17 protein-coding genes and 1 pseudogene are annotated in these 14,654 nt (G+C 42.7%); 10 read left to right on the forward strand and 8 right to left on the reverse strand.

Annotated elements, in window-relative coordinates; all coding sequences use genetic code 11:
• Positions 1 to 58: 58 nt before the first annotated feature.
• Positions 59 to 2,176 carry a hypothetical protein gene (locus IQQ51_RS01445; RefSeq protein ID WP_193840172.1) on the reverse strand — a complete coding sequence of 706 codons (2,118 nt, stop codon included), beginning with the start codon at positions 2,174 to 2,176 and terminating at the stop codon, positions 59 to 61.
• 114 nt (positions 2,177 to 2,290) lie between these two features.
• Between IQQ51_RS01445 and IQQ51_RS01450 the strand changes: the two are divergent.
• The 4 genes and pseudogenes from IQQ51_RS01450 to IQQ51_RS01460 all read left to right on the forward strand — a co-directional run.
• Positions 2,291 to 3,157, forward strand: a pseudogene (locus IQQ51_RS01450) (helix-hairpin-helix domain-containing protein); the annotation flags it as partial.
• Positions 3,158 to 3,546: 389 nt separating this feature from the next.
• On the forward strand, positions 3,547 to 3,702 hold the full coding sequence (locus IQQ51_RS26540; RefSeq protein ID WP_004734257.1) for a hypothetical protein: 156 nt from the start codon (positions 3,547 to 3,549) through the stop codon (positions 3,700 to 3,702).
• Positions 3,683 to 5,104: a hypothetical protein gene (locus IQQ51_RS01455; RefSeq protein ID WP_048612187.1), complete on the forward strand. Its 1,422-nt coding sequence runs from the start codon at positions 3,683 to 3,685 to the stop codon at positions 5,102 to 5,104. Before IQQ51_RS26540 ends, IQQ51_RS01455 begins: the two co-directional genes overlap by 20 nt.
• Before the next feature lie 63 nt (positions 5,105 to 5,167).
• Complete coding sequence (locus IQQ51_RS01460) at positions 5,168 to 5,533, forward strand: DUF2799 domain-containing protein (RefSeq protein ID WP_193840174.1); 366 nt, start codon at positions 5,168 to 5,170, stop codon at positions 5,531 to 5,533.
• Between the two features lie 36 nt (positions 5,534 to 5,569).
• On the opposite strand, the gene IQQ51_RS01465 is transcribed toward IQQ51_RS01460, so the two are convergent.
• On the reverse strand, positions 5,570 to 5,746 hold the full coding sequence (locus tag IQQ51_RS01465) for a hypothetical protein (protein ID WP_193840175.1): 177 nt from the start codon (positions 5,744 to 5,746) through the stop codon (positions 5,570 to 5,572).
• Positions 5,747 to 6,098: 352 nt separating this feature from the next.
• Here IQQ51_RS01465 and cueR point away from each other — a divergent pair, with 352 nt between their 5' ends.
• Positions 6,099 to 6,494, forward strand: a complete 396-nt coding sequence (cueR, locus tag IQQ51_RS01470; protein WP_193840176.1) for a Cu(I)-responsive transcriptional regulator — start codon at positions 6,099 to 6,101, stop codon at positions 6,492 to 6,494.
• A 36-nt stretch (positions 6,495 to 6,530) separates the two neighbouring features.
• Here cueR and IQQ51_RS01475 read toward each other — a convergent pair whose 3' ends face one another.
• The 5 genes from IQQ51_RS01475 to IQQ51_RS01495 form a co-directional block, all read right to left on the reverse strand.
• The gene (locus tag IQQ51_RS01475) at positions 6,531 to 6,986 is read right to left on the reverse strand and encodes an NfeD family protein (RefSeq protein ID WP_059019926.1); all 456 of its coding nucleotides are present in this window, start codon (positions 6,984 to 6,986) and stop codon (positions 6,531 to 6,533) included.
• A 3-nt stretch (positions 6,987 to 6,989) separates the two neighbouring features.
• The gene (locus tag IQQ51_RS01480; RefSeq protein WP_017063395.1) at positions 6,990 to 7,919 is read right to left on the reverse strand and encodes an SPFH domain-containing protein; all 930 of its coding nucleotides are present in this window, start codon (positions 7,917 to 7,919) and stop codon (positions 6,990 to 6,992) included.
• Positions 7,920 to 8,116: 197 nt separating this feature from the next.
• The gene (locus tag IQQ51_RS01485) at positions 8,117 to 8,971 is read right to left on the reverse strand and encodes a co-chaperone YbbN (RefSeq protein WP_193840177.1); all 855 of its coding nucleotides are present in this window, start codon (positions 8,969 to 8,971) and stop codon (positions 8,117 to 8,119) included.
• A gap of 396 nt (positions 8,972 to 9,367) precedes the next feature.
• On the reverse strand, positions 9,368 to 10,195 hold the full coding sequence (locus IQQ51_RS01490) for an SDR family oxidoreductase (protein WP_193840178.1): 828 nt from the start codon (positions 10,193 to 10,195) through the stop codon (positions 9,368 to 9,370).
• 43 nt (positions 10,196 to 10,238) lie between these two features.
• Positions 10,239 to 11,153, reverse strand: coding sequence for a TIGR01777 family oxidoreductase (locus IQQ51_RS01495; RefSeq protein ID WP_172379887.1), 915 nt, complete (start codon positions 11,151 to 11,153; stop codon positions 10,239 to 10,241).
• Positions 11,154 to 11,442: 289 nt separating this feature from the next.
• On the opposite strand from IQQ51_RS01495, the gene IQQ51_RS01500 reads away from it, so the two are divergent.
• Genes IQQ51_RS01500 through yfcE form a run of 5 tightly spaced genes read left to right on the forward strand, consistent with a single transcriptional unit; the run spans position 11,443 to position 14,305 of the window.
• Entirely contained in the window at positions 11,443 to 12,177 is a 735-nt protein-coding gene (locus IQQ51_RS01500; RefSeq protein WP_019820230.1) for a DUF1538 domain-containing protein, read from the forward strand.
• The gene (locus IQQ51_RS01505; protein WP_193840179.1) at positions 12,174 to 12,968 is read left to right on the forward strand and encodes a DUF1538 domain-containing protein; all 795 of its coding nucleotides are present in this window, start codon (positions 12,174 to 12,176) and stop codon (positions 12,966 to 12,968) included. Before IQQ51_RS01500 ends, IQQ51_RS01505 begins: the two co-directional genes overlap by 4 nt.
• Positions 12,958 to 13,308, forward strand: coding sequence for a P-II family nitrogen regulator (locus IQQ51_RS01510; RefSeq protein ID WP_017062207.1), 351 nt, complete (start codon positions 12,958 to 12,960; stop codon positions 13,306 to 13,308). Before IQQ51_RS01505 ends, IQQ51_RS01510 begins: the two co-directional genes overlap by 11 nt.
• Positions 13,305 to 13,712 carry a CBS domain-containing protein gene (locus IQQ51_RS01515; RefSeq protein ID WP_017062206.1) on the forward strand — a complete coding sequence of 136 codons (408 nt, stop codon included), beginning with the start codon at positions 13,305 to 13,307 and terminating at the stop codon, positions 13,710 to 13,712. The genes IQQ51_RS01510 and IQQ51_RS01515 overlap by 4 nt, the downstream gene beginning before the upstream one ends.
• A 47-nt stretch (positions 13,713 to 13,759) precedes the next feature.
• On the forward strand, positions 13,760 to 14,305 hold the full coding sequence (gene yfcE / locus IQQ51_RS01520) for a phosphodiesterase (RefSeq protein WP_017068995.1): 546 nt from the start codon (positions 13,760 to 13,762) through the stop codon (positions 14,303 to 14,305).
• A 24-nt stretch (positions 14,306 to 14,329) separates the two neighbouring features.
• On the opposite strand, the gene IQQ51_RS01525 is transcribed toward yfcE, so the two are convergent.
• Entirely contained in the window at positions 14,330 to 14,650 is a 321-nt protein-coding gene (locus IQQ51_RS01525; RefSeq protein ID WP_193840180.1) for a SelT/SelW/SelH family protein, read from the reverse strand.
• Between the last annotated feature and the right edge of the window lie 4 nt (positions 14,651 to 14,654).

Raw genomic sequence — 14,654 nt, forward strand, 5'->3', positions numbered from 1 at the left:
AAGAGCTAGCGCAAGCTGAGCCTGATATCGATGCGCTCTTACCCTGGAACTTCAAACATTAGCAAGTTCGCCCTGTGGGTTCATGGGGCGGATACGTTGATCCTAACAAAACTGGATTATCTTTCCCTAGCTCCTTTCTTAAATTCTGAAAGCTGACTTGAAATGAGTCTGCGGAGCCAACTGTTACCCCTTGTGTTGATAGGCATGTCCACAGTTGGTTTACACCTAAAGACTTTCTTGTTCTAGAGGTCATTTCAAGAGCCATTTTGATACAAACAGCAGCATCAATGTCCCCCTTTCTTACTTTAAATAAAGGAGTTTTTTCTCCAGCAATGACTCTGCTTTGAGCCATCCTCGCTCTTGGCTTCAAAGCTTTTAACCTTACCGAACCCGTGTCATCGATTTGAATAAATTCTTGACCATGACCGTCTGACTGAACTTTTATGTTGTAAAGTGAATACGGGTTAACACCCACTTGTTCCGTGATTATCGCTTGCATCGCTGAAGCAATGTGAGTCGTAAGCCCTAAATGACCGAGAATTTCATTAGATATTTCTAATCCACTCACTTTATGCGGAGTTCCTCCTTTTAAGAATGAATCGAAATGGTAATCATAGTAGGCAGTTAGATTCGCAATGCGCAGAGGGTGTTTTCGACGAAATGGGTTATTGGATAGAGGGCCTAGCGATTTCGGGTGTTCGGTGAATAATTGTGGGCATGAAATGTGTTCTTTGAGCACGCTTTTTCTGATTACGGACGGTTTATCTAAAAACTTATGATACCCAGCGAAAACTATTTCTTGGGCTTTAAGCTTGAGAGCAAGTAGGTTAGTGGATAGTTCATTTGTTAGATGCTGGATGAATTTAGGTGAGTTTACATAAGCTTGCTTCTTGTTTTCATCATATATGTCTGTGCTAGAGAGTAGAGGGTTAGCGCCCCGAATTTTTTCAGTATTTGTACATCTTCTCAAGTTGTCAGGTAAATGTGTATCTGATGGAAGGAGCCCGTGGGAAATCAAAACCTCCATAGCATTTTTTACGTTTTGAAATCGACCGTATGCTGAGTTTCTCTGGAGTGTATCTAAAAGGTTACCTCTATATTTTAGAAGCTCTCCTTGGATGATGTTTTGGTTTGTATACCACTTAGGGTCAGCTTCAAAAACTTGGAGTAAGAAGGAGTTCAAGGGGGCTCTGTGGTGTTTCTTCATTTTGAATGAGTCAACATGTTCAATTAGTCGTTTGGCAATGTCTTCTGAACAGGTTATACGCAGGGTGTTTAGAAATACTTCATTGGCAGACAGTTCTTTCTTTGCTTTCTTAACAAACTCCTTTGGAGTTTGGACAAGACGCATTGACAGATAAAACTCTTCGTCAAATGTTTCAAGCAGGTCACTTAGTGGAAGGTTTTTCGTCCCTTCAATATACCTAGTATCTATCAAATGTCCGATAAAACTACGAATATGCCCAAATTTTGCTACAGCTGATTTGTAGGTATGGTTTTGGCAAACATGGACTCGAACCCCTTCAAAAGCTCGAACTAACTCAGTTGCGCTTTTAGTGTTCAGACCATTTTTTAGAATATCGATATACATAACTAGCATATGTGTTAAGCGAGTCTTTCGCCCGTTACTCGATATCGATAAATAATCAAGTAGCATTTCATACGCATCATCGTTAAGACTGTTTTTTATATAACCTAACCTTTCTTTAACCTCTGGAGAAAAATTGTGTTCTTGAACTATTGTTGAGGAAGCTGCTGTTGCGGTATTTTTTGGAGAAGAGATACTATTACTGGAGTATTGCTTATATTTTTCAAAAAGGGGTTTACTGAGCTCTCTTTCCAGTAACTCTATAACATCATGATTAAAAGAAACTTTTAAGTAATCTTGCTCTTTGTAATACATGATAAGCTGACAGATATGATTGTGAATATTTTGTGCAGTGGCAAAATCATAAAGTTGGGAAATTGACGCAAATATGTTTTTGATTGAATTGTGAAGAGCCGCAACATCGTCACTTTTAAGCATTGCCTCAAACCAATCGATAGTTCTAACGATACTCTGTAGAAAAACGGACGCATGCCGTTTACTTATCCCATCTGTAAAGTCAACTAGTAACTTGAAAGCTTGTTTGTCTAAAACCGTTTCAAGGTGGCTTAGCTTTTCACTTAAGTACATTCACTCATTTCCTAATTGAAACTTTCAATAAAGAAAGTGTAGAAGTTTGTTTAGTTTTTTTCATGATTTTCAATGCTTTTATCTATTTGATGAGTATTCTTAAAGTGACATTTCGATGTTATTCCGCAAATTGTGGCTGTTGTACAAGATCGTCGCCCTGAAACAGCTAGAGACATTGTTTTCCCTGATGCTTGCCCTGTGTGTAATTCTGCAGTTGAGCGCGTAGAGGGTGAAGCTGTAGCGCGTTGTACAGGCGGTTTGGTGTGTCAGGCGCAGCGTAAAGAAGCGCTCAAGCATTTTGTGTCAAGAAAGGCACTGGATGTTGATGGTCTTGGTGTAAAGGTGATAGAGCAGCTTGTAGACCGTGAAATGGTAGAAACGCCCGCTGACTTGTTTAAGTTAAGTGCGGGTGTGATTACGGTTCTTGATCGAATGGGGCCTAAATCGGCACAAAACGTGGTGAGCGCGCTGAATAAAGCCAAAGACACGACATTAGCGCGTTTCCTTTATTCGTTAGGTATTCGTGAAGTGGGTGAAGCAACTGCGATGAACTTGGCGCAACACTTCAAAACACTGGATCTGGTTCAAGCTGCAACGCATGAACAATTAATTGAAGTGTCCGATATTGGTGACATCGTCGCTAGCCATATCACAAGCTTCTTTTCACAAGAGAAAAACAGAGCGGTTGTCGATCAGCTGATAGAACTTGGCGTAAACTGGCCTGCTATCGAAGAAGCTGCGGATGACCAAGAGTTACCATTAGAAGGTAAGGTAGTTGTGTTGACCGGGTCACTTTCTCAACTAGGTCGAAGTGAAGCTAAAGCGGCGTTACAAGTATTAGGTGCGAAAGTGACGGGTAGCGTATCTAAGAAAACGGACATCTTGTTTGCTGGTGAAGCTGCGGGTTCTAAATTAACTAAAGCACAAGATTTGGGTATCGAAATAAGAACAGAAGAAGATCTAATAGCCCTTATTTCGTAAGTAAATACAGGTAAAAAAAGCTCAAAGGCACTCCTACCAAGGGAGTGCCTTTTTTGTTTCTGATATAAAAATGAGGGCTTTTTAATTGTTGAGAATTTTGTTCCTATACGAACTCTAAAATCAGGACAGTGACACTGCTCAACATTAATGAAATACCGTTATAGTTGTATCAAAAATGCGAGTCACTTCTATGTTTATAAGAATGATTATGATTTAAGTATTTGATATTTAATGTTTTTATTGTTTTTGGTTGTGAGCTTTACAATTTATCGATCTGGATCACTAAGTACCTACTAAATTTGCACCAACTCATATTTTTTTAGATGAAAATTAAGTTCTCATTGATCTTTTTGAGGGCGAAGTTAGTCTTAATGCCATGGATGCACACGATGTGCATAACCAGAAAGGAAATAGAGAATTCAGAGTTTAGGGTTCTCAAACAAGAAAAGGTATTTCTCTCTACGGCGGCCAACTTTAGGCGGGGAATATTCAAACAGCTATATCCATTTTTAGGAGTTTTATTCCATGGAAAACAAATTTTTTAAAGTATCTGCGATTACAGCAGCAATGGTAGGTGCGCTGTCTGCTGCTCCAGCTATGGCTGAAGATCCAATCGGTCCTGAGTATGCAAGTCAGGCGTCAGAGTTCTTCTCTGAGTCGACTATTAGCGGTAACCTAAACTTTTTCATGCGTGCTCGTGACCGTGCAGGTAAGCCAACTGACGGTGCGGGCAATCCAATTGCTGGACCAGATACAGCTAAAACCACTAATTTAGATCATGGTTCTATTTTTGCTAATTTAGGCTTCCATTCTGGTTATGTTGCAGATGTGGTTGGTTTTGATGCGGTAGTTTACAGCACATTCGATATGTGGGCTGGTGAAGAGACTGGTGGCTCATTTGAGCATGAGATGAATTTCTTCGATTGTGATTCTCCGTACAATGCTGGCTCATGTGACTCGTATCAAACTGATAACGGTGTATCTTTCGCAAAAGCAGCTCTTAAATTTAAGTTTGGTGAAAACATTAACGCACAACTTGGTTATTTCCAACCAAGTGTACCAAGCTCACTGGGTGTTAACTGGTCGTTTGCTCCTGGTACGTACCGTGGTGGTGAGATCGGCGGTAACTTTGGCGACCTTTCAGTTGGTTTTGTTTATGCAGACCAATATAAAGCTCCTTGGTTCAAAGAAACTTACGAATTCCGTGATGGCGGCTTCTGGGGTTCTGACGGTGGTAAAGATGTAGGCGATGTATACTCTGTTGGTGCTCGTTATACTTTAAGCAACGGCATTGGTCTTGATTTCGGTTACGGTGGTTTGACTGACGGTGATCGTAAGAACTTCCATGCTAAAGTTAAAGGCACAACAGATGGCGGTCTATTCTGGTCTCCACAACTATACGTAGTAGATGATGACAATCAATTTGATAGTACTGCTTTCCAAGCGGCTTTATTGACGGCTAAATCTTTTGGTCAATACAGCTTCCGTGCAGAGGCAACTTATACATCAGCTGACTCAGAAGACACTCGTGGCCAAGTTGGTAACATGTCTTACCGTTTAACTGAGCAATACGGTGGTTCGAACGGTGCTTACGATATCTGGTGGAACAACCGTTCTGACTTTAACCACGATGGCGAATATGCTTTCTTCCTATCTTCAACTCGTGATTTCTCTGATGTTGGTGGTACAGGCTTCAGTGCAGGTGTGAGTGGTGCATACGGTGCAGGTGCAAAAGCTGCAGGTTACGACGAGCTAGTAGAATATGCTTACAGCTTCTTCGCAAACTACGCAATCCAAGCTGGTGCATTGAAAGATGCAAATATTGGTTTCTACTACACTAATTACTTTAATGATACTGATGCTCCAGATTGGGGTGCTTACTCAAATGGCTTTAATGATGAGACAGATTTCAAGCTGACACTAACGATTCCATTTGCAGTTAAATAATTTTAGAGAAACTAAGTAAAAGCTGGGCATTTGCCCAGCTTTTTTGCTTTTTAGGAGATATTTATGAAACGTATTATTCCGGTAACATTAATTTCTTTTAGTTTGGCAGCATGTACTTCTTCACCGAAAACAGCGTCTGAGTTTTGGTATGGTCAGGGGGAGCGTTTTGGATCCCGTGGCTACGTGATCGATAATGACTCATTGGCTGATATTAAAGAAAAGGTGGAGTTTGATGAGCCGGCTTATCTTGCCGGTTATGAAAAAGGAAAATTAGAGTTCTGTGATCCCTACAAAGCATTTGAAAAAGGCATCAAAGGAACAAGGTACACAGAACAATGTGCCGATATGCCTCAGGAGGTGATGATCAAAGCAGAGTGGCAAAGAGGCTGGGACGCATTTATTGGTGCTGATTTCTATAAGTTTAGGTAGGCTTAGAAACGATTAACTTAAACCTACCCATTGTCATTATTGATGTTTTCCACCATACGCTTTGCACAGTTCACGGGGCAGTTGCTTAATCGCTCCGTCACTGAACGTGCACTGGACACCTGCACCAAATACTTTTCCTGCGTTGTTTTGTGCAATAGAGACTGGAGCTGAAAAAATAAACGCTGAAGCTAGTGCTAAAGTTACAAGTTTCATATTTTCCATCCTTCATACTTACCAAAAAAATAAAATAAACAGCATTCAAATGTCATGCTTAATACTCAATTATGTATATGGTTGATGAAAGGTCAAAGTTATATAAAAATTTTCAATAAAAAATAACAATAGCTAATTTAAACATATCAATCAGTAACTTATTGATTTCTGGTTGTGATAAGTGTCTATAAATGTAAGTTATTTACCTTATTGAAGGTAAAACAGTTATAAGTGGCAGACTTTATTTTCTTAAATTATATTTATTATGCATTCAGGTGTTCTAGGTGTACTATTTGCTAGCGCCTCAAAGGTAATTAATGCCGAAGATACATCAGCTTATTAGAGTAATATCATGAACATAAGTGAAGCCGCTAAACTTACTAACTTATCAACGAAGTCTATTCGTCTTTATGAAGACAAGGGGGTTATTACAGCCCCTTTACGCTCGGAAAATGGCTATAGAAGCTACGACAAGAAGCAGATCCAAGAACTTGGTATAGTTGCGAAAGCGAGAAGTGCGGGTTTTTCACTCGATGAGTGCCGCGCGCTTGTTGAATTAGCTGACAATCCTTGTCGCGAAAGTGCTGACGTTAAAGCAAAAGCGCTTAGTAAATTGGAAGAGGTAAACAAAAAAATTGAAGATCTTTTGGCAATTCAGAAGACATTGAAAGAGTGGGTTGAACAATGTCCAGGTGACTCAAATAGCCATTGCCCGATCATTGATTCACTTGTAGAGAAAAAGCCATAAGTGGGCTACTTATGGCTCTGATAAGGAATGCTTGTATTACTCTTTAGTTGGAGTAATCGTTAATACTATGCCATCTACAGCAGTGACGATCACCTCTGTGCCTGCTTCTAAGTCGTGATTACTAACAGCTGACCAAGTAGTATCACCTAAACGGATACGACACTTGCCTTTTTTAATGTCAGTATCGATTCGAGTTGTTTGACCTACCAGTTGTTTTTCTCTTTGATTTAACTCGCGCCCTGCATCTGACTGTTTGTCATTAGACAGTTGTCTTCTCCACCACAACCAAGTGGTAATCAGAGAGAAGCTTGCAAAGGACAGCCATTGCATCTGCCAACCGATTGGTAGTGCGCCTAATAGGGCACCGACCAACATGGCAGATATGCCTATCCACAAAAAGTAACCAGCGGTTCCAATTAGCTCAAGCGCTAACAATGCTAGACCAAACGCTAACCAATGCCAGTGGTTTACTTGTTCTAGTAATTCGACCATAAGTTAGTCCTTACTACCTTTGTCATTCTTATGTGCAAACATCTCCGCGATACCCGCTACAGAACCCATAAGGCCAGTTGCTTCGAGTGGTAGCATGATGATCTTGCCGTTTTCAGCTTGGCCTATAGATTTCAATGCGTCAGTGTAACCTTGTGCGATAAAGTAATTGACCGCTTGCATGTCTCCTTGAGCAATCGCTGTTGATACCATTTCTGTTGCTTTAGCTTCTGCTTCTGCAGCACGCTCACGGGCTTCTGCTTGCAATATTGCCGCTTGCTTCTCACCTTCGGCTTTCAGGATCTCTGATTGCTTGTGACCTTCTGCCTTCAAGATCTCAGCTTGTCGTACACCTTCTGCTTCTAGGATATCAGCACGTTTATTACGCTCGGCTTTCATCTGGGCATTCATCGCAGCAGTAAGGTCTGCTGGTGGCTGTACGTCTTTAATTTCGATACGGGTGACTTTTACGCCCCAAGGGTTTGTCGCTTCATCAACGATGTTCAGTAGCTTGGTATTGATCATGTCACGCTGGCTAAGCATCTCATCCAGTTCCATCGAGCCAAGCACAGTACGGATATTGGTGAGGGTTAAGTTACGGATCGCATGTTCAAGGTCATTCACTTCATAAGCCGCCTTAGGCGCGTCGATAACTTGAACAAAACAAACCGCATCGATAACCACATTTGCATTATCTTTGGAGATGACTTCTTGTGCTGGGATATCGAGAACACGCTCCATCATGCTGATGCGCTGTCCAACTTTATCAATAAATGGAATGATTAAGTTAAGACCCGGTTTAAGGGTGTGTGTGTATCGCCCGAAGCGTTCAACGGTCCAATTGTTGCCTTGTGGGACGGTTTTTACGCCAGCGAAGATAAATAACAGTGCGACGGCAGTAAAGACGCCGATAGTAATCAAGGTATCAATAGGCATACAAAATCCTTTGCAAGTTTAAGTTTTTGATAGTTCAGTATTGATACTGGCTCATATTTAAATGCTGAGCAAATTTATAAACGAGAAATGGGCCATAAAATATTGATTTTATGGTCCATTTTACATTCTATTATGCGATAAACTAATTGATTGAATTGTCAATTTTCGATGTTTAATCTACCGCTTTTTAGGTTTAACTAGTAAAGCAGAGAGTACAGTTGTCGACGGTACTTACTGGCAACTGGGTTACCTTGTCCAAGTGCACTCAGAATGTCCATGAACTCTTTTTTCATGTCGCCATTGAGAGCATTAAGATCTTTGGCTAGGAAAGACCACAATAGATCCATTGCTTCTTCACTGCGGTTCACTTGATGATATTGCAATGCTAATTCAGATGCCGTTTTAGCGTCGCTCGGATTTTGCTGAAGAGCGGCTTCTAATGCTTGTATTTCAGGGCTGTCTGCTGCCTGCTTGTGAAGCTCAAGTTTTGCGACTAAGCCTTTGTAGTAGTTGTCTTGGTACTCAAGAGGGATGGTTGTTAGCTGAGCTTCAGCAAGGTCAAATTGTTGCGTTTCTAACAAACACTCTGCGATCGCCAGTTTTACTTCACCTTTATTCGTCAGCTCTGCTGGAAGTTGCTGCATTGCTGCTAGTGCCTGTGTGTGCTCGCCAGCTTGCATTTGCTCAAGCGCTTGGCGCAAAGCAAGTTCATCTTGGCTAGGAAGGTGCTTGCTTAGCATATCGACGATAGCTTCTATGCTTTGAGGGCCACCGAGCCCATCGACTGGCTGACCGTTAACAAACAGCGCAATAGTAGGCAGTGCTTGAACACCAAACTGGCTAGCAATAGCTTGCTCTTGTTCGCAATTGAGCAGGGCTAAGGTGAAGGCACCGTTGTATTGCTGAGTTAAAGTTTGAAGTTCAGGAATGACTTGGGCGCTCTCTTGGCTCATTGGTGCCCAAAAATGGATGAGTACAGGGGTCTGCATCGAACCTTCTAATACTTGACGAAAGTTCTGCTCATTAAGTTCAACAATATGCGGAGATTGCATTTACGTTCCTTGAGGTTTGTTTTGTGGATACGTTGCAAATATGGGGGGATTAGTCGGTAACTTCAAGATCTAACTCGGTTATCTCGGATAAAAAGAACCAAAAATAGAAAAACGCTATTCTTCGATGTTGATAGAGTTGTTATCTCAACATGGAAGGCATAGCGTTATCATCGAGGTAGTCAGTGAGGCGTTGCGTGAGATACTCAAAACAGTATAAACAACGTAATAGCCAGACCCACACCTACCCAATTAAGGCGGTTTAAAGTCATGAGATTTCCAGAGTAGAACCATCAATTGGGAATAACTGATGGGATAGGATAATCATGACATCTTATTGTTACGGAAAAATTACATCGTTACATTAAAGTTTGCGACTCTGCATTCAAAGTTAGTAATTTATGCAGCTTTTCTCAAAATAGGGTCTAGCAAGCGACTCGGTAGGATCCTTTTCAATACCGCGAACACTTTAGTTGGGGTGGTAACTCGGTATCTTAGCTTGGGTTTGTCGGCGGTGAGAGCATGGAATACTGGCTCAATACAACTTTCTGGAGGCAGAACAAAAGCGTTATTCGATGACTCTTTTTCGAGTCGATCTTTTTGTTGTTGGTACGCGTCTTGGTGAGCGCTGCCAGAAATGTTTATCCATTTATTGAACGCTTTCAAGGCATTGGTTCTAAATTGAGTCTCAATTGGCCCAGGTTGCAGTAATGAGATCTGTATACCACTGCCATGCAGTTCTAATCGTAAGGTATCCGTCCAACCCTCAATCGCGAATTTAGAAGCATTATAAGCACCACGATACTTCATGGCTGCAAAACCTAATACGGAACTGTTTTGTACGATTCGACCTTCGCCACGCTCGCGCATGTGCGGAAGGAGCTGACAGACGAGATGATGCCAACCAAAGAAGTTGGTTTCGAATTGTTCTCTGAGTCCTTGGGTCGGTAAGTCTTCTAGCGCACCTGCTTGACCGTAAGCACCGTTATTGAATAATCCAAACAATCCATTAGGTGCGAGATCAATAGCAAGCTTGGCACCATGCTCAATACTTTCTTGGTTGGAAAGGTCTAATTGAATACAGGTGAGGCCTTCATCTTGAAGGCGTTGAACATCTTGTGGATCACGACAAGATGCAATGACATGAAAACCACGCTTTTGAAGTGCATGAGCACATGTATATCCAATACCTGTTGAGCAACCGGTAATAAGAATCGACTTGTTCACACTTAATCCTTTATTAGAGTCTCTATCGCTCTAGGGTAAAGAATTAGTCTTGATGTTGTAACAAGTTTTTTAGTGCTGGCTCGATTCTTGAGTAACTAAAGATGAATCCCATCTCAGTGAGTTTCTTCGGCTTAGAGCGAATGCTGTCAAATAGCAAACAAGATGATTCCCCCATTAGAATCGACATTGCCCATTTCGGCGTGAATAAGAAATGCGGTCGGCCTAATTGTTTAGCTAACGTGCTGCTGAACAGTTTGTTGGTCACAGGGTGAGGGGCACACATATTGAACTCCCCTTGAGCGTGAGGGATAGACAACAAGTGGTTGATGGCTCTCACCATATCGAGAATGTGAATCCATGGCATGTACTGCTCACCTGAACCTAGTGGACCACCGACGCCGAGTTTATAGGGTAATAACATCTTCTTGAGTGCACCGCCATTCTCGCCAAGTACAACCCCTGTTCGTAGTAGTATCACGCGTGTGCTTTCTGATTGTGCTCGCTTGGCTATCTCTTCCCAGTGGGCACAGACTTTATGAGGAAAGCTTTCATCTTCTACTTGCAGTGACTCGTCAAACGGATGCTGCTGTTGATCGCCATAGTAACCCACGGCTGATCCGCTAATAAAAGCGTGTGGCGGATTGTTACTGGCATGAATTAGTTCGACCAGCTTTTCAGTGATGTGCCAGCGACTGTTACAGATCCTCTCTTTTTGCTCTGTACTCCAACGCTTATCGGCAATCGGTTCACCCGCGAGGTTGACCACCACATCAAAGTCATTGAGATCACTGAGCTCATCAAGGGATTGAATGTAATGAAGGTTGTTCTGGTTGAGGTGATTTAGGTTTTGCTTCGCATTTTCAGGACTCCGCGTCAGCAATGTCACGTCGTCAGTGTTCCAACTCTTGACCAATTCAGAGCCAATAAATCCAGTACCACCCGTTAACAATATCTTCATACCAATCTCCCTATTAAACATAATTATAGACATGGCTTGTTTTTAGTCGCCAATCAATACGAAAAAATCACTATAACGATCATAAGGTTTCAATCGTGTGATGCCCAAATTACGCCTTTTTCAATTTACAAAGGAGTGAAATTAAATTCATCAAGTCAGGATGTGTACCGTTATCACACTTATGCACTTTACTCGGATATGTTACCAACTGCGTAATATTTGTCACATAAGCAATGATAAGGATTTGCCATGATTATTATTAATTCATAACCAACGACAAGGAATTGCGATGACGGCGGTGCTTGCTTTGTTTCGATCCATGTTAGGTAGCCTGAGGGATCTCTTGCCAATCGTGGCGGTAATCGCTTTCTTCCAGCTTGCTGTCTTACAAGAGCCACTTCCTCATCTTTTATCTATTCTGACTGGCTTAGTGCTCGTCGTTTTTGGACTTACTTTTTTTATCTTTGGCCTTGAAATGGGGCTGTTTCCAATTGGCGAATCGATGGCTCAAGCATTTGCCAGAAAGGGGAGCGTGTTCTGGTTATTGATCTTCGCTTTTTGTTTGGGGTTTGGTACCACCATAGCCGAACCAGCGTTAACCGCAGTCGCTGCCGAAGCCGCAGAAGTGGCCGCTGAGGGAGGGGTAATTCCCAATACGTTAGATGAAATGGAGCAGTATGCTGATGGCCTGCGCTTTACTGTGGCATTGTCGGTCGGTATCGCTATTTTACTCGGTGTGCTGAGAATCTTAAAAGGTTGGCCAATCCAGTACATGATTATCGGTGGATATATTGGAGTGGTGGTACTCACCGCATTTGCTCCGGAAAACATCATTGGAATTGCGTATGACTCTGGTGGAGTAACGACATCGACGATCACCGTCCCATTAGTAACTGCGTTAGGGGTGGGTTTAGCCTCGGCAATTAAAGGGCGTAATCCGATGATAGATGGTTTTGGGTTGATCGCGTTTGCTTCGTTGCTGCCGATGATGTTTGTCATGGTGTACGGGATGGTGGTGACATGATCAGTGTTCAACAATTTATCGACACCTTTCTCGGCACTGTGATGGATGTGATCCCGATTGCGGTCATCATCTTCGGTTTTCAGTTGGCGGTATTACGAAAGCCAGTCAATAACCTAGCCAAAGTGCTCATCGGTTTCTTCTACGTCATCCTAGGTTTATCTCTATTCTTGATGGGGTTGGAGCTCGCGTTGTTCCCTTTGGGGGAGACGATGGCAATGCAACTCACTGAACCAAGCTTTTTGACTGAGTTTAAGATCAGTTCTGGTATTGCTTTGGCTTGGTTTGATTATTACTGGGTTTACCTGTTTGCGTTTTGTATTGGTTTTAGTACCACGATAGCCGAGCCTTCTTTGATTGCTGTAGCGATTAAGGCAAACCAAGTATCCGGTGGCAGTATCAGTGTTAACGGACTGAGAATCGCCGTGGCATTAGGCGTTGCCATCGGTATCTCATTAGGTAGCTACCGTATCGTTGCGGGCGATCCGATCCATTACTACATTATTTTTGGTTATGTCGTCGTGGTCATTCAAACCTTTTACGCCCCAAAACTCATTATTCCATTGGCCTATGATTCGGGCGGCGTAACTACATCAACGGTGACAGTCCCTTTAGTGACGGCGCTCGGGCTTGGACTCGCTTCAACCGTACCAGGAAGAAACCCTGTTATTGATGGCTTTGGGTTGATCGCCTTTGCCAGCTTATTTCCCATCATTTCAGTGATGGGCTATGCCCAAATAACACAATGGTTAAACCGTTTACACACCTCTAAGGAGAGCAAAGATGCGCTTTAAACTTATCTTAGCGTTTGTAGAAGAGAGCAAGACCGATACTGTGCTCGATGCCGCGCGTGATGCGGGCGCGACTGGAGCAACGGTGATTAATAACGCCAGAGGGCAAGGCTTAAACCAAAAAACCACCTTCTTCGGCTTAACGTTAGAGGTGCAAAAAGATGTGTTGCTGTTTGTGGTTGAGGAACACTTAGCGAGGCATATTCTTGAAACTATTGGCGAAGTCGGTGAGTTTGACCAGGAGTCAGGACAAGGTATAGCGGTGCAGATCGATATCGAAGACGCAGTCGGGGTAGCGCATCAAGTCGAGACATTAACTAAGGTTGTGGAGGATGAGTTATGAGTACCAGTGAAAAAATCCGAGTAGGTGATGTCATGGCCAATACGTACGTGATTATCGATGGGCTAACCACTGTGTTAGAAGCGATAGAGATGGCGAAGAAGCACAAAGTGAAAGCCATCATTGTCGATAAGCGCCACGAAGATGACGAATACGGCATCGTATTGATGAATGACATTGCCAAGAAAGTACTGGCTAAGAACCGATCTCCGAAGCGAACTAATGTTTATGAGATCATGACTAAGCCAGCGCTAAGCGTGTCTGCTGAGATGAATGTAAAGTATTGCGCTCGCCTGTTTGAACGCTTTGGTATCAGTCGTGCGCCAGTAGTTCGTGATAACAAGATAGTCGGTATGGTTAGTTACAATAATATCGTGATCAACGGTATGGCGAGAGATGACGTGTAGCATTTAGATACGTACAATAGGCTCATAAATTTTATGGAGAAGTACGTGTGAAATTATTTTTTGCTTCAGACCTACACGGTTCGCTGCCAGCAACAGAAAAGGTATTAGAACTCTACCAAGCGTCTGGTGCGCAATATTTAGTTCTATTGGGTGACATTCTGAATCATGGACCAAGAAACCCGATCCCAGAAGGGTATAACCCGCCGGCGGTTGCAGATAAGTTGAATGCGTTTTCTCAAGAGATCATTGCTGTTCGTGGTAACTGCGATAGCGAAGTGGATCAGATGTTGTTGTCTTTTCCAATGATGATGGATTACTCGTGGGTGCTATTAGAATCAGGCCAACGTATCTTCCTAACCCATGGCCATTTGTACAACACCAATAAACGCCCTGCGCTGAAGGCGGGCGATATTATTGCCCACGGCCATACCCATATTCCTGTCGCTGAATACCAAGATGACATCTTTATCTTTAACCCTAGCTCGGTGACATTCCCACGAGAAGGACATGCGGCGAGCTATGGCATCTATGAAAACAATACCTTCAAAGTCATTAGCCTTGAAGGTGATGTTCTGGTGAGTGGCCAGCTTTAAATCATTGGGTCGGCTGTGAAAGGCTTATTTTGAGTCCACGTGGCCGAGATCTCTGTCTGGAGCAATGATGTTTCGCACTCTTTGCTTCAGAACTTTCGCCTCTGGAAAACCGTCATCTGCTTTTCTTTCCCAAATCTGCACACCATTACAAAAGATTTCGAACCTGCCTCCGGTGTCTGGGTGTAAGCTCACTCGTTCAATTTCTTCGCTGAAGGTATGCAGTAGCTCTTGGCATAACCAACTAGAGCGAAGCATCCAATTGCATTGACGGCAATAGTGTATGGCGATTGTGGCTTTTGCTGCTGTTTCTTTCGCTGGCGCCAGATTGGGTTGTTCCGTCTTCATGGTT

It is taken from the genome of Vibrio sp. OPT18 (genome assembly GCF_015163615.1).
GTDB classification, from domain to species: Bacteria; Pseudomonadota; Gammaproteobacteria; order Enterobacterales; family Vibrionaceae; genus Vibrio; species Vibrio coralliirubri.